At 57.0% G+C, this 21,143-nt stretch carries 16 protein-coding genes, 1 tRNA gene and 1 pseudogene; 9 read left to right on the top strand and 9 right to left on the bottom strand.

Annotated elements, in window-relative coordinates:
• Positions 1 to 126: 126 nt before the first annotated feature.
• From pqqF to K3169_RS27825, 4 genes are all read right to left on the bottom strand, one after another.
• Entirely contained in the window at positions 127 to 2,415 is a 2,289-nt protein-coding gene (pqqF, locus tag K3169_RS27840; RefSeq protein ID WP_263269129.1) for a pyrroloquinoline quinone biosynthesis protein PqqF, read from the bottom strand.
• Between the two features lie 204 nt (positions 2,416 to 2,619).
• A complete protein-coding gene (locus K3169_RS27835) occupies positions 2,620 to 3,420 on the bottom strand; it encodes a carbon-nitrogen hydrolase family protein (RefSeq protein WP_231666379.1) in 801 nt (266 codons plus the stop codon).
• Positions 3,421 to 3,435: 15 nt separating this feature from the next.
• Complete coding sequence (locus tag K3169_RS27830; RefSeq protein ID WP_027899480.1) at positions 3,436 to 5,115, bottom strand: flavin monoamine oxidase family protein; 1,680 nt, start codon at positions 5,113 to 5,115, stop codon at positions 3,436 to 3,438.
• Between the two features lie 254 nt (positions 5,116 to 5,369).
• The gene (locus tag K3169_RS27825) at positions 5,370 to 5,831 is read right to left on the bottom strand and encodes an Lrp/AsnC family transcriptional regulator (RefSeq protein WP_263269128.1); all 462 of its coding nucleotides are present in this window, start codon (positions 5,829 to 5,831) and stop codon (positions 5,370 to 5,372) included.
• Between the two features lie 411 nt (positions 5,832 to 6,242).
• Between K3169_RS27825 and oxlT the strand changes: the two genes are divergently transcribed.
• Both oxlT and K3169_RS27815 read left to right on the top strand, forming a co-directional pair.
• Positions 6,243 to 7,535, top strand: coding sequence for an oxalate/formate MFS antiporter (gene oxlT, locus K3169_RS27820; protein WP_263269127.1), 1,293 nt, complete (start codon positions 6,243 to 6,245; stop codon positions 7,533 to 7,535).
• Positions 7,536 to 9,125 (top strand): gamma-glutamyltransferase family protein, encoded by a 1,590-nt coding sequence (locus K3169_RS27815; RefSeq protein WP_263269125.1) that lies wholly within the window; start codon positions 7,536 to 7,538, stop codon positions 9,123 to 9,125.
• A gap of 137 nt (positions 9,126 to 9,262) precedes the next feature.
• Here the strand turns inward: K3169_RS27815 and K3169_RS27810 are convergent, their stop codons facing one another.
• Complete coding sequence (locus K3169_RS27810) at positions 9,263 to 10,306, bottom strand: methyl-accepting chemotaxis protein (RefSeq protein WP_263269123.1); 1,044 nt, start codon at positions 10,304 to 10,306, stop codon at positions 9,263 to 9,265.
• Between the two features lie 369 nt (positions 10,307 to 10,675).
• Positions 10,676 to 11,749, bottom strand: coding sequence for an FUSC family protein (locus K3169_RS27805; RefSeq protein ID WP_099268486.1), 1,074 nt, complete (start codon positions 11,747 to 11,749; stop codon positions 10,676 to 10,678).
• 167 nt (positions 11,750 to 11,916) lie between these two features.
• Here K3169_RS27805 and K3169_RS27800 point away from each other — a divergent pair, with 167 nt between their 5' ends.
• The 7 genes from K3169_RS27800 to K3169_RS27770 all read left to right on the top strand — a co-directional run bounded on the left by K3169_RS27800 (position 11,917) and on the right by K3169_RS27770 (position 16,985).
• Entirely contained in the window at positions 11,917 to 12,537 is a 621-nt protein-coding gene (locus tag K3169_RS27800) for a YjfI family protein (protein WP_027899474.1), read from the top strand.
• A 15-nt stretch (positions 12,538 to 12,552) separates the two neighbouring features.
• The gene (locus K3169_RS27795) at positions 12,553 to 13,260 is read left to right on the top strand and encodes a PspA/IM30 family protein (protein WP_027899473.1); all 708 of its coding nucleotides are present in this window, start codon (positions 12,553 to 12,555) and stop codon (positions 13,258 to 13,260) included.
• A 92-nt stretch (positions 13,261 to 13,352) separates the two neighbouring features.
• Positions 13,353 to 13,913 carry a rhomboid family intramembrane serine protease gene (locus tag K3169_RS27790; RefSeq protein ID WP_099268485.1) on the top strand — a complete coding sequence of 187 codons (561 nt, stop codon included), beginning with the start codon at positions 13,353 to 13,355 and terminating at the stop codon, positions 13,911 to 13,913.
• A 49-nt stretch (positions 13,914 to 13,962) separates the two neighbouring features.
• The gene (locus tag K3169_RS27785) at positions 13,963 to 14,631 is read left to right on the top strand and encodes a DUF2491 family protein (RefSeq protein ID WP_027899471.1); all 669 of its coding nucleotides are present in this window, start codon (positions 13,963 to 13,965) and stop codon (positions 14,629 to 14,631) included.
• Positions 14,632 to 14,644: 13 nt separating this feature from the next.
• Positions 14,645 to 15,070, top strand: a complete 426-nt coding sequence (locus K3169_RS27780; protein ID WP_027899470.1) for a DUF350 domain-containing protein — start codon at positions 14,645 to 14,647, stop codon at positions 15,068 to 15,070.
• 26 nt (positions 15,071 to 15,096) lie between these two features.
• On the top strand, positions 15,097 to 15,813 hold the full coding sequence (locus tag K3169_RS27775) for a DUF1190 domain-containing protein (RefSeq protein ID WP_027899469.1): 717 nt from the start codon (positions 15,097 to 15,099) through the stop codon (positions 15,811 to 15,813).
• A gap of 14 nt (positions 15,814 to 15,827) precedes the next feature.
• Positions 15,828 to 16,985, top strand: coding sequence for a glutathionylspermidine synthase family protein (locus K3169_RS27770; protein WP_263269119.1), 1,158 nt, complete (start codon positions 15,828 to 15,830; stop codon positions 16,983 to 16,985).
• A 167-nt stretch (positions 16,986 to 17,152) separates the two neighbouring features.
• Here the strand turns inward: K3169_RS27770 and K3169_RS27765 are convergent, their stop codons facing one another.
• The 3 genes and pseudogenes from K3169_RS27765 to K3169_RS27755 form a co-directional block, all read right to left on the bottom strand.
• Positions 17,153 to 17,476, bottom strand: coding sequence for a helix-turn-helix domain-containing protein (locus tag K3169_RS27765; protein WP_099268484.1), 324 nt, complete (start codon positions 17,474 to 17,476; stop codon positions 17,153 to 17,155).
• 235 nt (positions 17,477 to 17,711) lie between these two features.
• Positions 17,712 to 17,788 (bottom strand) — tRNA-Ile (locus K3169_RS27760).
• Positions 17,789 to 17,803: 15 nt separating this feature from the next.
• A pseudogene (locus K3169_RS27755) lies at positions 17,804 to 20,746 on the bottom strand (EAL domain-containing protein); the annotation flags it as partial.
• Between the last annotated feature and the right edge of the window lie 397 nt (positions 20,747 to 21,143).

Here is a 21,143-nt window from a genome sequence, read left to right as displayed (position 1 = left end):
GGTGGGTGGTAAATCGTTAGTACACCTGCAAAGGCATACGTTCGGTGATTAGGAAGCTATGTTACTTAATTTAACAAATTCTGGCTGTCGGATTCGTGAACAAAGCTTTTGCAGCTTTGGTAACGATCAGGCCCCGCGCCATGGGGTTTGCTGACTATTGGTCAGGTAAAGCCAGCCGCCCGTGGCCTGTCGAAGGCTAGCAGCGGCTTGCAACACAGTCTGCCGGTCGAGGTTTCGTAATGTTTCATGTAGCGCGGACACGAACCGTTCGTCGCGGCCCGCCAGATACACCTGCCAGCGCAGTTCGGCTGCTTGGGCGGTTTCCATGGCATCAAGATCCAATTGCGCGACCAAGGCTTCAGTCTGGGCTGTCAGCTCAGCGTCGTTGATCCAGTCAGGCAGATCGTTCAGAAACTGTTCTATGTGCTCTACCAGTTGTGGCGCCGAGGCGTTAGGCGACTGGACACCGAAGAGTATTCCCGTTCGTCCGGCAATCTGCCGCAAACCGCTGAACACTGCGTAACCCAGTTGCAGCTCGACTCTCAGCCGTTGGTAGAACGGGCTTTGTGCCAGATGAGCCAGTAATCGCCATGCAGCTTCGTCGGCGATGGAGGAGGAGGGTGTGGGGCAGAACAGCAGCACGGCGCTCTCCGAGGATTGTGGTGCGGCGGACTGCCAGTGCTTACCGGCTGCCAGCGCTGGCGCTTGGAGTGTTTGCTTGTCCCGCTGGCCCGGCGTACTGCGTAAGACGCTGTTCAGCGTAGGGATCGTTTCCTTTGCAAAACCTGACGTGAAGCTGATCCACTGCGTGGCTGGCCAGAAGGCTTGAACTTCGGCGGTTTCACTGGCGGGTGCTGCGTTCAGATAGCAATCGGGCAGTGCTTTGAGCAACTGCCGGATTGGAATCAGGGCAGGTTCATCGCCGGGTTGGCCCAGGCTTGCATCGTCGGGGGCGCTCAGTTGTTGTAACGCATGCTTGAGGATTTCAGGCATCGGGGCGTCGAGGCCGCTGAGTTTGAGTTGCCAGTAATGGCCGTACGCACTGAACTCAAGGTTGACGCCTGCTTGCTTCGCATCCCGCGCCAAGGGCTTCAAGCTCTGCTCAAACATCCGCCACAGCGTGGGTTGCGGGGATGGCAGGCGCCAGCGCAGATAGAGTGCGCCTTCGTGGCCGTTACTCGGGACGTTCAGGAAAGGGTTTGGTTTCGGGAGTTGCCAGTGGATTTCTGAAGGTTGTGTGTTCGGTTGAATCTGTTCCAGCAAAGCGATCAGCGCTGTGCCGCCTTGCTCAGATAAGCCTTGGGGCAGGTTGCGGGCGTGGTGGTGGGCCAGTTCCAGAGCGGAGCTGACATCCAGTTGTCGTTGCTGAAGGCGGTTGTAGTCGTCGCGCAGGGATGGCCAATGGGTTTTGAGGTTTTGTGTCAGTGCCGACGCCATCGCGGGCAAGCGCGCTCCTACAGGAAAACGCGTTCCATCCGTAGGAGCGCGCTTGCCCGCGATAGCGATTTCTTTGACGCCGCTAACATCGACCTTGATCAAAATCTGACCAGCAAACTGATAAACCACTTCCGCCTTCAATGCTTCAACCACGCCCTGCGCTCGACTGCCATTCAGGCAATGACACAGAAACGCGGCAGCCTCATCCGCTCCGTCAGGCAAATCCTCACAGGCCAGAAGCAGTTGTTGATCGGCCCTCACAAGTATCCGATCCCCATCATCAACCAGCTTCGGAGGGGTGGCTTGCGCGACCCTTACGCCACTGGCCAGCCCTGCGCCATAATTCGTCGCCAGCTGTTTTAGCTCCTCCAGCGACTGAGGCCCCGCCAGGCACAAGGTCATTTGCCCAGCCTGATAAAACCGCTGATAAAAATCCTGCAACGCCTGCTGAAACGCCGGACGCGGCACCGGCAAGCTATAGCGATTGCCTGCATGAAAGGCGCGCAGTGGATGGCGAGCTGAAATACTTTCCAGCATCTGCATGTGCTGGCGTGCCTTGACGTCGCGAGACCAGGCGATGAACTCGGCATGCAGGACTTCCCGCTCGCGCAGTTGATCGGCCATGGTCATGCGCGGACGAGCGAGCATGTCGCTGAGACGCTCCAGCCCTTGCGCGAACGCCGTCAACGGCAGCTCGAAAAAGAAATCAGTGGTTCGCTCACGGGTACTCGCGTTGATCTGCCCGCCATTACGCTGGACGAAGGCCATCAGCTTTTCATCCCCGGCAAACCGTTCGGTGCCGAGGAAAAACAGGTGCTCCAGAAAATGCGCAAGCCCCGGCCATGCAGCGGACACATCATGACTCCCCGCGGCCACTCGCAACGAAGCGGCGCAGCGCTTGAGCCGTGGCGCATGGCACAGCACGACGTTCAGGCCGTTGGCGAGGGTCAGGTGTTCGGTGGTGGGCGAGGCAGGCATGGGCGTTCCGGGAGACGTGATCGGGTCATGCTAGCGGAATTGGTTATTCATGGCACCGCGCGGTCTTGCAGAAAACACCAGATCTGTAGGAGCTGCCGAAGGCTGCGATGGAGGCGCTTCAGGATGAATCCTTCGCAGCCTTCGGCAGCTCCTACAGAGAGTGCGTTTCAATTCGGTAGTTTGTATGTTCGATAAGGCCTGCCGTTAATCCTTGCTCAGCCCTACATACAACCCCGGCCGTCGATCATTGAAGTAGGTATTGATCGACCGCGACTGCTCCATCAACTGTCGATCCAGGGTGCCCGAGATCAGTACCTCGCCCTGTTGAGCCACGGCCAGGCGGCTGCCGTCCGGGGCGCAGAGGCTACTCAGACCGCAGTAATGAATGTCGCCCTCGCTGCCGCAATAATTGGCGTAAACCACGTAGCACTGATTCTCGTAGGCCCGGGCACGAACGGTCACCTCGGCGACAAAATCATAAGGGGCCATATTAGCCGTTGGCACCAGAATCAACTCGGCACCTTCCAGCGCCAGACGTCGGGTGTTCTCCGGGAACTCAACGTCGTAGCAGATCAGAAAGCCCAGCCGCCAACCGTTCAACTCCACAATCGGAAAACGGTCCTCGCCGGGGCTGAACATCGCCTTGTCCAGCTCGCCGTACAGGTGCGTCTTGCGATAGTTGCAAAGGGTCTTGCCGTGGCCGTCGATCAACTGCACAGAGTTGTAAATCAGGTCGTCAGCGCCCAGCTCCGGATATCCATAAAGGATCGCAATATCGTAACCCTTGGCAATCGCCGCGATATCACCCGCAGCGAAGCCATCACTGGGTTGCGCCAAGGTACGCGCCGCGTCGGCACCGATGTTGTAGCCGGTGAGAAACATTTCAGGGCAAACCAGCAGCTTTGCACCGAGTGCTGCCGCCTCTCGCGCCTGATCATCCAGACGTTGCAGATTGCCGCCGATATCCAGCGGCAGCGGCGGGCATTGGTACAGGGCGATGTGCATGGTTCAGCCTTTTGTTCAATCGGTCAGGGCGATGGGACCAATCTCGTGGAACACATCACCGGGACCTGGGTTGTCGGCGTGGGTCTTGCCGCCGAAATGGGTCATGATGCCCCATACCGCATTCAGTGAGGTCTGCACTGCGCCTTCCACCCAGGCGGGAGTCCAGGATACGTCGTCTCCCGCGATAAACATGCCGCGCTGTTCGACAGGCATGTCCTGCTGCATGAAGTGCGCGTACATCCGCTGGTTGTAGCGGTAATGCCCTGGCAATGCACCTTTGAAAGCGCCAAGGAAGTGCGGGTCCGATTCCCAGGAAACGGTAATCGGGTCTCCGATGATCCGCGCGGCGATGTCGACTTTAGGGTAGATCTTCTTCAGCGCATCGAGCGCCAGTTTGACCCGTTTTTCGATGGGCTGCGGTAGCATCTTCAGCGCATCACTCATCCACGAGTAAGACAGGCAGATCACGCCTGGCTTGTCGTCACCGTTATCGAACAGGTAAGTGCCGCGGGTCAGACGGTCGGTGAGGGTCATGCTCATCAGGTCGCGGCCGGTTTCCGGATCTTTGTCCTTCCAGAAGGGACGATCGACCATCACGAATGTTTTTGACGATTGCATGTAACGGGTACGGTCCAGCGCCATCCACATTTTTTGCGAGAACAGTGATTCTTCGCATTCGATCTGGGTGGTCAGCAACCAACTCTGGCAGGTGGTCAGTACCGCCGCGTAGTGGCGGGTGTCACCCCAGTTATCAGTGACGGCCAGCAGACCGTCTTCGGCGCGGGCAATCCGCTTTACACCGGTACGTGGCGCGCCGTGATGCAGCGAAGCAAGGCTGGTGCCTTCCGGCCAGTGGGCGCAGCGCTCCGGTACATGGCGCCAGATGCCCAGCGGCACTTGCTCTACGCCACCCACGATCAGGTGCTGGTGATCGTCGCAGTTGGTCATGACCACGCGGAAGATTTCCAGCATCGAGTTGGGGAAGTCCGAGTCCCAGCCGCCGGTGCCGAAGCCGACCTGCCCGAAGACTTCACGGTGGTAGAACGACAGTTTGGCGAACGCTTTGGAGGTGGCGACGAAGTCATAGAACGTACGGTCATCCCACAATGGCACCAAGGTGTTCCACAGTTCTTTGAGGCGCGGCACATCACGGTCGCGGATGGCTTGCTGGATATCCTTGAAACCCGAACCTTCTTCCAGCGCATCAGCCCAGGCGTCGGCGACTTCCTGGAACATCGCGGGGAGATCCGAGAGTTTCTGCGCGTAATAGGTGACGCCTTCCAGATCGATAACGGTACTGCCCGAGGCGGCCGTCAGCGGGTTTGGGAAAGGCTTCGATTCCAGGCCAAGCTTGTCGACGTAGTGATAGAACGCCGTGGAAGACACCGGAAAACGCATACCGCCCAACTCCGCGATGATGCCTTCAGTGCCTTCGAAAGCCTGGGATCGCAGACGGCCCCCCATCTTGGATGCTTCGTAGACGACAGGCTTCAGACCCAGCTTCATCAGTTCATAGGCCGCCACCAGACCCGCGATGCCCGCGCCAACGATCGCCACTTCCTGACCGTGATTCTCGGCAGGAATACTGCCCAGCCCGGCGGGGTGCTCGATCCAGTCATCGAAGGCGAAGGGAAAGTCCGGGCCGAAAATAGTGATCGGCTTCTTACCGTCTGCGGGGTGGCGATTGTTTTTCATGACTGACCTGGCTGACACGCGAAAGCGACAGTTTAGACAAGCGCAGGGACGTAAATAAGACGCAAAGTGTCGTCGTTATGGAGTGATTTTGTGCGATATGACGATGCTAGTGGTCAGTTAGACAATTTCCCTTTATCTACCCAAACCGTTTTGGATTGAAATGCATTTCTGTAGGAGCTGCCGAAGGCTGCGATGGCGGTGTGTCAGGATAAATGCATCGCAGCCTTCGGCAGCTCCTACAGGAGGGCGTTGCTCTAAACCGGCTGCCCGCGATCAATCTTGCTGCTGAGAATGATCGAGGTCGTGGTTTTTTCGACGCCATCAACGCCGCCGATCAAATCCAGTAGCTGGTCCAGTTGCTCCGGCGAATCAGTGCGCAGCCAGGCTACGTAATCAAACTCACCACTCACAGCACACAGCTGCTGGACCTGAGTCAGGCTGCTCAAGCGGCGTAGCACTTCCTTGCCCGAGCGCGGTTGCACGGTGATCCCGACATAGGCCTGCAACCCACCATCAACTACTCGTTGACTGAGGCGCACGCCATAGCCGGTGATCACCTTGGCGCTTTCAAGCCGTGCCAGCCGGGACGTCACGGTGGTCCGGGCGATACCCAGTTGCCGGGCAAGCATGGCAACGCTTTCGCGAGCATTAATCTGCAGGGCTGCGATCAATTGGCGGTCGACTTCATCAAGGACGGGTTGGCGAGTGGTGGACAAAGAGTCTCTCCTTCAAGGCTGCGGGCATATTACCTGTGGCGGCCGCGGATGGGGGGCGTGCGGGCTAAAACGAAGCAGGCAGAATCATTCTGGTGCGCACAATGTGAGCTACCAAGTGAACAAAAAAGGCGATGTGTCCGTTAAGCGATGCCTTGTGTCTTGCCAGCGTTAGATGAGCCTGAAAGTTAGGCGTAAGGTAAAGGCCGTTAATAAGTAGTGTGTAAATGTAATCCGTAAACCATTAATGCTTGTATTTCGACTTTTGCTTCGGAAGTTATAAGTGCGGGCAATGGTTTTGTATTAGCTCAGACTGGACTTGTGAAGTTCTAGATTTTTACTGTTACTGCTTAAATATTATTGGCATGCCGCTTGCTGAACAGACGTATACCCACTTGGACAGTGAGATTCGTTATGGTCAGCAAGACGCTTACGCTAGAGCAGCCAGTCGTCGGGGCTTTCAGTTCGCGCTGGTATCAATTGGTTATTGGCATGGTTTGTATGATGGCCATCTCCAGTCCGCAATATGTATGGACTTTATTTACCGGTCCGTTGACGCAGAAACTGGGTGTTTCTCTGGCTCAGGTGCAGATAACGTTCTCGCTATTAATTATCCTGCAGACCTTCTTTTCACCCGCCCAAGGCTGGTTGATTGATCGTTTTGGCCTGCGAAAGTTGATTGCCACGGGATGTGTACTGTCCGGGTTGAGTTGGATTCTCGCCAGCCAGGCAACCTCACTGACTTCGCTGTACCTGAGTTATGGCCTGCTGGGTGGTCTGGGGACCGGCATCGTGTATGTCGGGATCGTCGGCTTGATGGTTCGTTGGTTCCCGGATCGCCGTGGTCTGGCGGCGGGCGCTGTTGCTGCAGGTTATGGCATGGGCGCGATGCTCACGACCTTCCCGATCAGCAACAGCCTCAAGGATGTCGGCATGGAGTCGACGCTGATGACCTTCGGCCTGATCCTCGGCATCGTCGGGTTTGTCGCTTCGCAGTTCTTGCGGCAACCGCCCGCGCAACTCGCCGAGCAGCCGGTGCCAATCGTAGGCCGAGTGGTTGCGGATGTGGCGCCGCGACAAATGCTGAAAACACCGGTCTTCTGGCTGATGTTTGCGATGTTCACCATGATGTCCACGTCGGGCCTGATGGTCACTTCGCAGATGGCCAGTTTCGCCAAGGACTTCGGCATGACCAATGTGATGGTCATGGGCATGGCGGCTCTGCCACTGGCGTTGACCATCGACCGTATTTGCAACGGGCTGACGCGGCCTTTGTTTGGCTGGATCTCTGATCATTGGGGCCGGGAAAATACCATGGCCTTCGCTTTCTTCTTTGAAGGCGTCGCGATGACGTTGTGGTTTCTGACCATCGATAACCCGGTCCTTTTCGTGTTGCTGTCAGGCGTGGTATTTCTCGGCTGGGGTGAGATTTTCTCGCTGTTCCCGTCGACGCTGACGGACACCTTCGGCAGCAAAAACGCGACGACCAACTACGGCTTTCTGTACATGGCCCAAGGCATCGGCTCAATCTTCGGTGGTCCGGTGGCGGCCTTGCTGCACCAATACACCGACAGCTGGGTACCGGTGTTTGCCGTTGCGATCAGCTTCGACATCATTACCGCTGCGCTGGCTTTTTTCGTACTCAAACGCATGCGCATCAACTGGCTGGCGAAGAACGCCCCGCAGCCCGTCAACCAAGGAGTCTGAATGCTTAATACAACGCTCGCTGCCCGTGGCATCGCCGTCGCGCCTCATAGCCTGGCTGCGCAATCGGCACTGGCTGTTTTGCGTGAGGGTGGCAACGCAATTGAAGCGATGGTCGCTGCTGCCGCGACGATTGCGGTGGTGTATCCACACATGAACAGCCTGGGCGGCGATGGCTTCTGGTTGATTGTGCCGCCCGAAGGAGATCCGGTTGCCATTGATGCCAGCGGCCCTGCCGGGAGCCTCGCGACCATGGAGCATTACGCGGGCATGACGCGTATTCCGGTTCGAGGCCCTGATGCTGCGCTGACGGTTGCCGGTACTGTCGGCGGTTGGCAAGAAGCGTTGCAGGTCAGCACCGAAAGGGGCGGTCGTCTGCCGCTGCCTCGACTGCTGGCCGATGCAATCTTTTATGCGGAATCCGGCATCCCGGTGACGCCGTCCCAGCACATGGCAACGGCAAGCAAGAAGGCTGAATTACAGGATATTCCAGGCTTCGCCGAAACCTTTTTGCACGACGGCCAAGCGCCTTTGGCAGGCAGTCTGTTCAAGCAAACGCGTCTCGCGACTACTTTGCGAACCCTGGCAGAAGAGGGGCTGGACAGTTTCTACCGCGGCTCGCTGGCGGACTCCATCGCCATGGATCTGGAGCGGGTAGGCGCGCCGGTCACTCGTAGCGACCTGGCCGGTTATCGCGCCAAACGTGTCCGGGCCTTGGCGCTCCAGCACAGCGCTGGCACCGTGTTCAACATGCCGCCGCCGAGTCAGGGGCTGGTGTCGCAATTGATCCTTGGCATCGCAGACCACGCTGGCCTGAGCCAGTGCACGGCTGAAAGCGCCGAGCATATCCACACCCTTGTGGAGGCCACCAAACTGGCCTTTGCAGTGCGCGATGAGCACATCACCGATCCCGAGCACATGACCATCGAGCCACAGGCCTGTCTTGAAGCTGACTACTTGCATGCTTTGGCTGAACGCATCGATCCACATCACGCGGCACTCTGGGGGGAAGGTAAGGGACCGGGCGATACGATCTGGATGGGCATCATCGACAGCAGTGGTTTGGCGGTGTCGTTTATCCAGAGTATCTATCACGAGTTTGGCAGTGGCGTGGTGCTGCCGGAAAGCGGCCTGAACTGGCAGAATCGGGGCGCTTCATTCAGCCTCGACCCTGATCACCTGCTGGCGCTGAAACCCGGCAAGAAGCCGTTCCACACATTGAACCCTGCGGCGGCGCGGTTGAGTGACGGCCGTACGCTGGTCTATGGAACCATGGGCGGAGATGGTCAGCCACAGACACAGGCTGCGGTGTTCAGCCGATACGCGGTGTTCGGCCAGCCACTGCAACAGGCTGTCACCGCGCCACGCTGGTTGCTGGGCAGAACCTGGGGCGACAGCAGCGATACGTTGAAGCTGGAGTCACGCGCCGCACCCGAGGTGATTGAGCAGTTGAAAGCGCTCGGTCATGAGGTCGAGATACTTGCGCCCTTTACCGAAACCATGGGGCATGCGGCAGCGGCGGTTCGTTTGCCGAATGGCTCTTTCGAGGGAGCGTTTGATCCGCGCAGTAATGGGGCTGCTGCGGGGTATTGAGTGTAATCACACATCAACACGGTCCCTGTAGGAGCTGCCGAAGGCTGCGAATGCGGTGTTTCAGGATAAATCCATCGCAGCCTTCGGCAGCTCCTACAGGAATGCATTTCAAACTATTTAGCTTGATCTACGCCGAGCTACCCCTCTATCGCGGGCAGCTGCTGCTCGATCACACCCAGCCAGCCCATGCCTGGATAGGTTTCGAATCCAGGTGTCATCGAGTAACCCTGAATGACGTTGTTAGCCTGAGCGCTGTAACCGCTGGCTTGTCCGGCTTTTAACTTCAGGTCAACGTTTTGGCCCAAGTGGCTTTGGGCGTCGGAGCTGGCAATGACCTTGTGATTGGCATCCACAAGCATCACCCGGCTGCGAGCGCGCTCTTCGTCGCTCAAGCGCACGCCGTTGATGATCGAATCCGCCTGATTTTTCCAGTCAAAGAAGATCCCGATCACGCCAATCACCGGTGTTTGCTTGCCGGCTTTGCTGCGTACAGCAGCACTGAACGCACAGGTTTGCGAGCCGTTAAGCAACGGTTCCACGGCCACTTCGCCGGCGAAATACTGATCGCCGGATGAATGCCGCACGGCTTGCTTGAACCATGGCGCCTCGGCTACGTTGGCACCGATAACCTTGCCAAAAGTATCCGGTCGACCCGAAGCGATGACGCGCCCTTTGGTGTCTGCAACCCAGATGTCCAGGTACACGGTGTAGCTGTCGAGAATGATCCCCAGCCGCCCGCTGGCGTGAGCACTGGTTTGCGGCGTGGTTGTGGTTAACGCATCGACCAGCGAGGCGTCGGTTGCCCACCAGCGCACATCGCACGTGCGCTCATAAAGGTTGCGGTCGATGATCTCGATCATGTTCAGCGACAGATCTGCCAGCCGCTGACCGCGTACGTCGAAGCACATGCCACGGCCCAGGTCAGTCAGTTCGTTGACTGATGCCTGCAAATCCTGGGTCAGGCCACTGGCGATTTTCGAAATCCGTTCGGAAATGTCTTTGACCTCCTCTGCCACCACCGAGAAACCCAGGCCGGCTTTACCCGCATGCGCCGCTTCAATCAGCGCGTTGATCGCCAATAATCGGGTTTGCCGCGTGATCATCTGTATGTCGCTGACACCTCGATTCGCTAACGCTTCCACTTCCCGGGAGAGAGTGACGATCCGTTCGGGTTCGATCATTTTCGTGTACTTCAAAGAGTGATTAGGCGGCAGCCTTCACATAAACATGTGCAAAGAAGGTATAGAAAAAGGGGCAGGTAATTTGCCCCTTTGAAATTCGGGAAGTGTGGACTTCCTCTTTGTTTTGTCGCTGATAGCAATGTGCGTTTGGGCAAGCTATAGCAGTTTTAAAGATATGTCATCTGTGAGGCTGATGAAGCCAGAATCTTGTCCGTTGTGTCGCTTTTAAAAGCGTTTTCGGTCGCGATCAGGATGTTTTTGCAGATGAAGCTATCTTCCCTTTGTGACAGCGCTATAACGAAGATTTGACTGGGGGGCCAAAAGGGCAGGTCGAAAAACGAAGCAGCCATTCAAGCAACTGCTTCATGCTCAAATTTTCCAGCGTCTGGATGTCTTTGCCAGCCTTTGCTGCAGGCCGTCGATGTTGCTCGCCAGTTGCAGCATCAACAGGTGATATCCGGTCAGTTGCACCGGTATCGGGTAACCCATGTCTGGCAGACTGGTTTCGGAGGTACGCTGCAGGCGCTCGGTAGCGCCTGTCTGCAGAGCGCGCGCCATGGCGATCAACTGGCGGCGGGTTTGACGAAACTCCGTGTCCAGACGTGCGCGCCACTCAGGGCCGGCCGCTTGATCAAGATCATCAGGCCGTATATTGGCGAGGATTTCCAGCGTGCTCAGGCACATACGGAAGTGCCCTTGAATGGCATCCAGTTCGACCATGGAAATTCGCACTTCCTTGGACACCGACGGCAACAGCGAGCGCAATTGCAGCATAGTGCTGTTCAGGCGAGCCACTAACTTCAAATGCTCATCAGCCGCTACCGGCTGGCCGTGGATGATTCGGCCATAGACCTTGGCGCAGTCACGCAAGCCGCTGGCCAGGTTGTAGCGCCAGGAGAAGACCGCATAAAGCGGCAGGGCGAAAGAGAACGCCAGCGCCAGTGCGATACCGATCAGGATGTCGACCGTGCGCCACAAGCCATCGCTGATCGGGTTGTAGCCATGGCCTGCGACGATGAACAAGGTAATAGCCGACAGCAGGGCGGTATAACCGCCTTTACCGATCGCGTGATACGCAAAGAATCCGCACATCACCGACATCATGGCGTAGGTCAGCAGCGGTATCTCCAGATAGCCTTGCTGCACAACGACCAGCAATCCAAGCCCTGCGCCAATCAACGTTCCGTAGGCTCGCTCGACTGATTTTTTGCGGATATTGCCATGATGCTGCAAGCCGCCAATCACGATCAGCATCGTCACCGATGCCCACTCGCCGTGAGGCAGGTTGAGCCCTGTGGTCAACAGAATCGTCACCAGCAACCCGACCGCGATTCGCGCTGCGTGGATCAGGCGTGCGTGGCGGAAGCGGCGATAAGGATCCAGCAAAGGTCGCAAAACGCGACGCAGCCAGAAAGGCAAACGGAGAGAGCGGGAATTCGTCATGCGTAAAAGACCGCGCGGTTTGAGAATCGATCCCAGAAGAGACGCGGGATGGCACCAGTAAGCCACAGTCGCAATGAAATGTTTCATCACATGTGAGGTATTGCTTATCAGTTTTTTTGAGCGTAGCTTGCTGACCTATCACATGTGATATCCCGGAAGGCGCTTGGATGGCTCGAAAAACTTCAACCGACTACATGCGTGAAATGCGTGCACGGCTGACGGCGGCCGGGTACGTTAAAAGAGAGCTGTATGTGCTTCCTGAAAACGCTGAAGTCTTGAGAAACGTCGAAAAAGTGTTACGCCAGCCCTATTTGGGTAACCGCATCAAACTGGAGGAATTCATGAGCGAAAATACCAACTGGACCATCGACACGCTGCACTCGGCGCTCGCTGAACTGGACGTGGTAAAGAGTAATGAAGTCGAGTTGACGCTGGTTCAGGGGGCCGAGCCAAGTTTGAGCGTTACGATGAACAACTTCGGCGGCCTGCCGATCATCATTGCAATTGCTGGCGATCAGATTCTTGTGGATTGCGTACTGGTTTACGCCTCCCAGGTAAAAGACGTCGCGGCTTTCAACGACACCGTTTTGCGCAGCCGGGACATCTTCCCGCTGTCGTCCATCGGTATCGAAACCATGCCGAACGGCGAGACCGTTTACAGCATGTTTGGCGCGCTGAGCGCGGCTTCTTCACTGACCGTCATTGTCCAGGAAGTGTTTACCCTGGCAGACAACGTGATCCGCGCCGCTGATGCCTACGAAGATTTTTTAACAGTTGACTCACAGTAATCGGGAGACAAATCAATGAGCCTTTGGAAGAAAATGGTTACCGCTATGCGTGGCGGCGCCTCCGAGGTCGGTGAGGCAATCGTCGACGCTCAGGCACTCCGAATTCTGGACCAGGAAATCCGTGACGCCGATGCCTCTATGCTCGCCGCTCGCAATCAACTGATCCAGATCAAAGCCAAACACAAGCTGTCCGTACAGCGTGTGGATGAACACGACAAGAACATCGCCAACTGGGAACAGAAAGCCATCGCCGCCATGAACAAGGGCGAAGAAGGCCTGGCTCTGGAATGTGCGGAAAAGGTTTCCGAACTGACTGCACTGCGCGATCAGGAAAAAGCCGCAGCTGACCAGTTCGGCATTCAGGTCACCAAGTTGACGGCTCAGGTCACCAAGGCCGAAAGCCAGATCAAAGGCCTGCGTCAGCAAGCCGACATGGCCAAGGCGCGTGACAGCGTGCAGAAAGCGCAGATCAACGCCGCGGCAGCCACGGGCGGTGCCAATGGTCGTCTGGAAACTGCAGTGGGTTCGCTGGCGCGCATCAAGCAGCGTCAGGACGAGCAGGATGCCAAGCTGGAAGCCGCAGAAGAGCTCGCGGACGCCGCCAATGGCGGTGATCTTGAGCGTCGTCTGCAGGACGCCGGTATCGGTGCGAAAACCGGTGGCGCTGCTGACGTGCTGGCTCGCCTCAAGGCGCAGAACCAAGGCGGCAACGCGGGTCAGTAACATCGTTGAAAGAGGGGCAGGCGGATACCCGTTTGCCCCTTTTTTCTGTTTGCTTTTCTCGATAGCCTTCGTCTGATTCGAACGGTGCCTACATGAATGTCGGAAACGGGCTACGGGTTATTCTTGGCCTTGCCGCTGTGATGATTGCAGTTCAGGTGATTAACTCGCTGACCGCAAACAGCCTCCTGAATCATGGTCTGGTTCCCAGGACCTGGTCGGGGCTGCAAGGCATTATTTTTTCCCCTTTTCTGCACGGCTCTGTTCGTCATTTGCTGAGTAATCTGCTGCCCTTTATCGTGCTGAGCTGGTTGGTGGCAACTGAAGGCTTGCAGCGTTATGTTCGTGTGGTTTTGCTGGTAACGCTGTTAGGCGGCCTGTTGGTTTGGATGGTGGGTCGGCCGACGATTCATGTCGGGGCCAGCGGATTGATCTTTGGGTTGTGGGCTTATCTGTTGGCGCGCGCGTGGTTTCAGCGCAGTCTGGTCAGCTTCGCCGTCGCATTGATCACGTTAGTGGGTTACAGCGGACTGATCCTGGGCTTCATACCGGTGCCGGGCGTCTCGTTTGAATCACACATTGCGGGCGCGCTTGCAGGTATTGTCGTGGCCTGGCTGATGCACGCAAAAGGGCTGGTGGAAAAACCATCAGTTTGAGCAATTTCGCGCTGAGCATCGCTCTGGCGTCAATGAAAGGAAACGCATTATGAGTTGGATCAAACGAGCTTTGGGCCTGGCACCGCCAAAGCCATCCGCCGCGACCGCGCCGTTGAATGGCGCTGCGTTGCTCGCGCCGTTTGGCCTGGCAACCGGGCGCATGCTGGATCTTGATGACTCCCTCAAGCTGCTGCTTGATGGGCATTCGGAACTGGTCGTACCCAACGAAGAGGTGGTGTGGTCTGTGGGCCATGTTGACCTCGGACAGTCCATCCGGCTGGTGCGCTTCTATTTCGAAGATGAAGACTACTGGATGCAGGTCATGATGAATGGCCCTGCGGCTGAAGACGTTCAGGACGTTATCCTGTTCGGCTACAGCAGTGTCGTGACCATCAACAGCGAGTCTGAATTGAAGCGTCTGGTGGGCCCTGAATCGAAAATCGGTTTGCCAGTGTATGAGCATGACGGCTGGGAGTACGAGCGCCAGTGGGGTACTGAACAAGGACAGACTGAGCTGACGCCGATGACTGAACATGTTGCCAACCCGGATGGCAGCTACCGTATCGAGCATTTGAGTATGCTGTACGCCCGCGACACGGGCTTGATTGATCGACGCGAGTTTTTGCTGCTGTCTGTCGAAGAGGATGAAGAGGGCGTGGTCTCGCTCACGACCTCGGTTGGCGTCACGCTGCAATCCACTGATTTCACCGTCCTCTAAAAGGAAGTAAAAAATGCTTGATGCGCTTAGTTTGTCCCTCAGCTTTCAATCCGTGCTGAGCTTCATTATCTACATCATTGTGGCGGGTGGCTTGTTCGCTCTGTTCCAGATGGCCTACACACGTCTGACGCCGCACAAGGAGTTCGTGCAGATTCGTGAAGGCAATGTCGCTGCAGCTATTGCGCTGGGCGGTGCATTGATTGGTTTCGCCCTGCCTGCCAGTAACGTGATTACTTACAGCATCAGTGTGCTGGACGTGGTGATCTGGGCGCTTATCGCAGCCGTCGTGCAATTGTTGGCGTTCACCGCGACCAATTTTGTTCTCAAAGACCTCTCGGCTCGCATCACCCGTGGCGAACTGGCCGCTGCCATTTACGCAGCCAGCGTTTCGATCAGTGTCGGCTTCCTCAATTCGGCCTGCATGACGCCGTCGACCTGATTGCCTGTGATCGAAAGGAGTATTCGATGAGACGTAGTTCTTTGAAGCTGGTCCTGGCCAGCACCTTGCCGCTGGCAATCAGTGCGTGCAGCAAGTCCGATACTGTGGAAGTGACGGCTCAGCAGACGTATCCGACTGTGCAAGCCTGCGTGGACCAGAAGGTTCCCGTCGATGTGTGCTCGGATGCCTACATGACGGCCTTGGCGGATCACCGCCGTATCGCCCCAACGTACGACAATGCGGCCGCCTGTGAAGCGGATTTTGTCCCTGATTACTGCCAGCAGAATTCCGACGGCAAATTCACGCCCAAGCTGGGTGGCTTTCAACTGGAGATTTCCGGTGAGCTGCCCAAGGATCAGGTCGAGGCTGCCAAGGCTCAGGCGAACCAGTCGGGGGGCTCAGGCTTCGCCAGCTCCGGCGTCAACGGGTTTCTGATGGGCATGTTGGTCAGCAACATGATCAACGGGTTCAGTGGTGGCGGCGGTCGTTACTATTCCCAACCGGTTTATCAGGAGCGCGACTCGCGCGGCGGCTATCAGTCCTCGACGCTGTCGCGTCAGATCGAGCGCGGCAAGACCTTCGGCAATTCCACTCAGGCGCGCACCAGCTCAACCGGTACCTACTCCAAGAGCACACTGGGCCGTAACTCGTCAGTCTCGTCATCGGTTTCCCGTGGCGGCTTTGGCAGCCAGGCAACGGCGCGCAGTGGCTGGGGCGGCAAAAGCAGCGGTTTCGGCGGCTAACGGGAGCGCCAGCCATGAAAAAGATCAGTATCGAAGAGCGGCCTGACTGGCGCGAGACCGCCGAGCGTGAGGGATTCGATTTCCACACCATCGACGGCGAGCGCTATTGGGATGAGCGCGCTTACTACCAGTTCTCCGAGGCTCAGATCACCCGTGACATTGAAGCTCCGACTCAGGAGCTTCATGCCATGTGTATGGATGCCGTCGAGCGGGTGGTGGAAAGCGAGGAGTTGCTGACTGAACTGGCCATCCCGCCAGCGTTCTTCGATCTGGTCCGGACGTCCTGGAAGGAAGGGCACCCACATTTGTACGGGCGCTTCGACTTCAGTTATGACGGCGTGAATCCGGCTAAGCTGCTGGAAGGCAATATGGACACGCCAACTTCTGCCTATGAAGCTGGCGCATTTCAGCTTATCTGGCTGGAAGAGCAAATCGCCCGAGGCGTCTTGCCTGCACATGCCTCGCAGTTCAATTCGCTGGCAGAAGATCTGGTCCGGGCTTTCGCAGCCATCAGAGAAGGCGGGCCGTTCTACTTCTCCGCCATGTCAGGTTCAGCAGAAGACCGAGGCACCACTGAGTTCCTGCGCAAGATGGCGGAACACGTCGGCATCGAAACCCGGCACATCGACATCGAAGACATCGGCCTCAACTCCCAAGGCCGCTTCGTCGACCTTGAAGGCCGCTGGATCGAGCGTATTTTCAAACTGCATGCCTGGGAACACGTGTTCCACGAGCCTCATGGGCAGGCAGTCCCGCAATGCGACACGCAATTCATCGAGCCTGCGTGGAAGTCCATCATCTCCAACAAAGGCATTCTGCCGCTGCTCTGGAAATTCAACGAAGGCCATCCGAACCTGCTGCCGACCTTCGTCGACAAAGACCCGCGAGCGCCTGTCCCTAAAGGCTGGGTCCGCAAACCCTACTTCTCCCGCGAAGGTGCAAACATCGAAATCCGCACCCCCGGTGACGAAGTCATTTTCGAAGACGGCCCCTACAACGACGCGCCCTACATCCTGCAAAAATTCGCCCCGCTGCCACGCTTCGGCGACAGCTACACACTCATTGGTTCATGGGTCGTGGGCGATGTGGCTTCAGGGATTGGCATTCGGGAAGACGACAGCCTGATCACCAAGGACAGCAGCCGGTTCTTGCCACATGTGGTGGTGGATTGAGGCTACGAAACTGCAAGCGCGGTATACCTGTGGGAGCGAATTCATTCGCGAATGCGGCATCACGGGCGATAGTTCTTTATCGGATGCACCGACCCCTTCGCGAATGAATTCGCTCCCACAGGGCTGCCTTCATTTGCTTGGCAGTGTCGTCGTAACTTAACGCCCGATCAAGCAAACACAACTTCAACACGTCCCACACCATGACGCGAACGAGGCGCTGTCTTGACGACTATCTGAACGTCACGCCCAAGTCGAGACAGGCAGTCGATCATCTTGGTCTCGCTGATTCCTCTGAATTTCCCGCGCAGCATTTCGGACACTTTGGGCTGAGGCATGCCCAGGATTTCAGCTGCTTCGAGCTGAGTCAGATGGCGAGCTTTGATGATGCCGCCGATCTTCGACGCTAGCTGAGCCTTGACCAGCATCTCCTTGGCGTCATCCTGGCCGAGGTCAGCGTAGACGTTGCCGCTACCTTCTTCGATCTCAATCATTTTTTCAAATCCTTTGAGTGATCTTCAGCTGCTTTTTAGCCTCGGATTGAGCAGCCGGTACTTCCGGTGATTTTTTCGCGAAGAGCGCATCGTTTAGGGGAAGGGCTGGCATGTCAAATGTATCGGCCCTTAAAAGGGACCTATGTCCCTATTCAGGACCTTTCCAGCGTTTCGAACGCATGAAAGTATTCAACCCAAAACAAAAAAAGCCGCGCATTAGCGCGGCTTTTTAATTTGGTGGGCCCACACGGACTCGAACCGTGGACCAAGGGATTATGAGTCCCCTGCTCTAACCAACTGAGCTATAGGCCCTCAGTAGGCCGCGGATTATAACGGCGGTTTCGATGCTGTGCTATCCGAAAAGTCCGAAAGAGTCGTACGAAGAAATTTCGAGCTGAATTCATCGGGTGGGAGAGGGAGGCTGACGATGTAGCCCTGGATCTGTTCGCAGCCTTCGTTGGCGAGGAATTGCTGTTGTTCGTTGTTCTCTACGCCTTCGGCGATGACGGTCAATTGCATGCTGCGGCCCAGGGCGATGATGGCGCGGACGATGGCGACGTCGTGTGGATCATCGGGCAGGCTGCGCACAAATGACTGATCGATTTTCAGGATGTCCAGTGGCAAGCGTTTCAGGTAGCTCAGGGATGAGTAGCCTGTGCCGAAGTCATCGATAGCGAGTTGTACGCCGAGATTTTTGAGTTTGTGCAGGACGGCGAGGGCTTCTTCCGCCTGGCTCATGATGAAGTTTTCGGTGATCTCCAGTTGCAGGCAGTCGGGGGCCAGGTTGTGGTCAGAGAGCAGCTGTTCGATCCGGGCCAGTAGATTGGGCTGACGTAACTGTGCGCCCGCCAGGTTTACTGAGAGCGCTCCGAAAGGGGCGTAAAGCTTGTTCCACTCGTACAGTTGCAGGCAGGCGCGTTCCAGCACCCAATCGCCGATCTGCAGAATCATGCCGTTCTCTTCAGCCAATGGAATGAAATGCTCAGGTGGTACTTCGCCAAAAGTGGGATGTGTCCAGCGAAGCAGGGCTTCTGCGCCAACCAGCTGTTGGTTGAGCAGGCTGATTTTCGGCTGATAGCAAAGGCTGAACTCATTACGCTCGATGGCTCGGCGCAGTTCATGTTCGAGCGCGATGCGGGCGCTGGCCTGTGAGGTCAGATCCTGGGTATAGCTTTCAACGCGGTTGCGACCTTTGGCTTTTGAGCGGTACATGGCGGCGTCAGCATTCTTCACCACTGTGGCCACGTCGTGACCGTCGGTAGGGAACAGGCAACTGCCAATGCTGGCGCTCATGAAGAACTCATGTTCCCCGGCCTGAAACGGTGCGGTGAAGCAGGCCAGTAGCTTGGCGGCGATGGTTTCGGCGTCGCTCGGGTGCAGCAGGCCCGGCAGCAGGATGATGAACTCGTCTCCGCCCAGGCGCGCCACTGTGTCGATGTCGCGCAGGGTTTCTTTGAGGCGTTGTGCGATGCCCTTGAGCAGCAGGTCGCCCACGGGGTGTCCGAGGCTGTCGTTGATGTGCTTGAAGCGATCAAGGTCAAGGAACAGCACCGCGCCAAGGCTGTTGGATTCCATGCTGTGCAGCAAGGCCGCTTGCAGGCGGTTTTCGAAAAGCGTTCGATTGGGCAGACCGGTCAGCGGGTCATGATGAGCTTGATAGTCCAGGCGTGCTTGAGCATGTTTGAGGCTTGAAATGTCGGCGAAGACTGCGACGAAGTGGGTGATGAACTGTTCCCTGTTTCGGACCGCGCTGATCGTCAGCCAGCTTGGGTAGACCTCCCCGTTTTTTCGGCGGTTTGTTATTTCTCCCTGCCAATGTCCTTCAGCGGTCAACTGGTACCACATGGCTGCATAGAACGCGCTGTCATGCAGACCTGAAGCCATCAGGCTTGGTGTTTGACCAAGCGCTTCCTGCTCGCTATAGCCGGTAATTTCGCTGAAGGCCCGATTGACCGCGTTTATTCGCTGTCGGGTATCGGTGATTAACACCCCCTCCGCAGTGCTCTCGAAGACAGTGGCAGCCAGTTGCAGCTTTTCCTGCATCTGATGACGCTCGGTGATGTCCCGGGCGATGGTCAGCATGCACGCTTCGCCGCCGATTAGCAGTGGCCGTGACGAGATTTCACACAGCCGAATCTGACCATCCTTGTGCCTGATGTGGCTACGAAAATCACGGACGAAACCTTCGCGGTTCAACTGCTCCAGCAGCTTGCTACGCTCGTCCAGATTCGCCCAGATTCCAAGATCGATGACGGACTGATCCAGTGAGGTCGAGCTTTCGTGACCGGTGATGCGGCTGAACCCTTCGTTGACCTCGACCAGCATCCCATCGCGCTGACGAGTAATCAGCAGGCCGTCCGGTGAGGAATGGAATGATTTGGCGAACTTCTCTTCAGACATCTGAAGTTCTTGCTGGGCCTGTTTGAGCTGGGTGATATCCCGCACGACAACGACTACCGCTGGCGTGGAGTCCAGGTCAAAAGGTTCGGCGGAAACCAGCCCGGAAAACATGCGGCCGTCTTTGCGCCGAAAGGGCATCTCAAGGTTGCGGATGCTGCCTTTCTGTAGTCGTTCCAGTATCCCGGGGCCTATGCCTGGAATGCCCCAGATGTCGAGTTCGGTGGGTGTGCGCCCAATGATGTCCTCCACGGGAAAGCCTATCTGGTCGACAAACGCGGTATTGGCTTCCAGAACGGCGCCGTCCACCAGGCTGGCAATCACAAGAATGTCCGGGCACTGAGCGAATACCGAGGCGAATTTACCTTCGGAAAGTCGCAGGGCTTCTTCGGTTTGCTTGGTTTCGCTGATGTCGATCATCAGCCCGCGCATGACGGACTTGCGACCCTGCTTTATCAAACTGACGATGTCGCGTATCCAGAGTGTTCGGCCGTCAGCACTGATGACGCGGTAGTCGACACTGTGATCGTTGCCGCTGCTGGCGGCTTCTCTGCACAGCGCTTCAGTCTTCTGCAAGTCCTGAGGGTGCACGATGCTCTGCCAGAACCCCGGTTCCTTCCATTGATGAAGCGGGTAGCCCAGCAGGCTCTCAGCCTGAGGTGAGACGTAGTTGTAGCAATAATCTTCCGGGTTGGCCTCCCAGGCAATTGCCGACAGGCTCTCGACCATCCCGCGGTAGTGATACTCGCTACTTCGGAGTTGTTGCTCCAGCTCCATCCTTCGGGTGATTTCCGAGCTCAGTTGACGGTTCACACGAATCACGATGATCAAGACAGTTGAAAGCAGTAAAAGCCCCGGCAGTCCGTATAGCAGGAAGCTTTCCTTGAGGGATGTGCCGCTGGTGCGTGGCATCAGCTCTGATCCGGATTCAGATGCTGTAGAGGGGGTGTTGATGCTCGTTGGGTTTGCACTGGCCGACGGCATGGATGACGTCGCATAAAGGGCCGCAGGTCCAGGGGGCGAGCTAACGCTAATGAATTGCGAAACCGAGATTACCCCGGAGTAAAGGGTAGAAAGGTCTTCCGTGTTCGCGGCAGCCGCTGTAGAACCTAGAGCGTACGTCAGAATAATGGCCGACAGTTGTAACATGGCAGCCTCATGATGGCGTGATGGCACTCCGAAGAGTGTAGCCGTAGTGAGAAAACCGTCGCTCCAAGTTGAAAATTTGCGACCCATAATGCAAAACCCCCGGCAGGGCCGGGGGTTTTGT

This window comes from Pseudomonas phytophila (assembly GCF_025643095.1).
GTDB classification, from domain to species: Bacteria; Pseudomonadota; Gammaproteobacteria; order Pseudomonadales; family Pseudomonadaceae; genus Aquipseudomonas; species Aquipseudomonas quasicaspiana.
The sequence above is the reverse complement of the archived record's forward strand: the minus strand, read 5'-3'. Positions and strand labels throughout refer to the sequence as shown.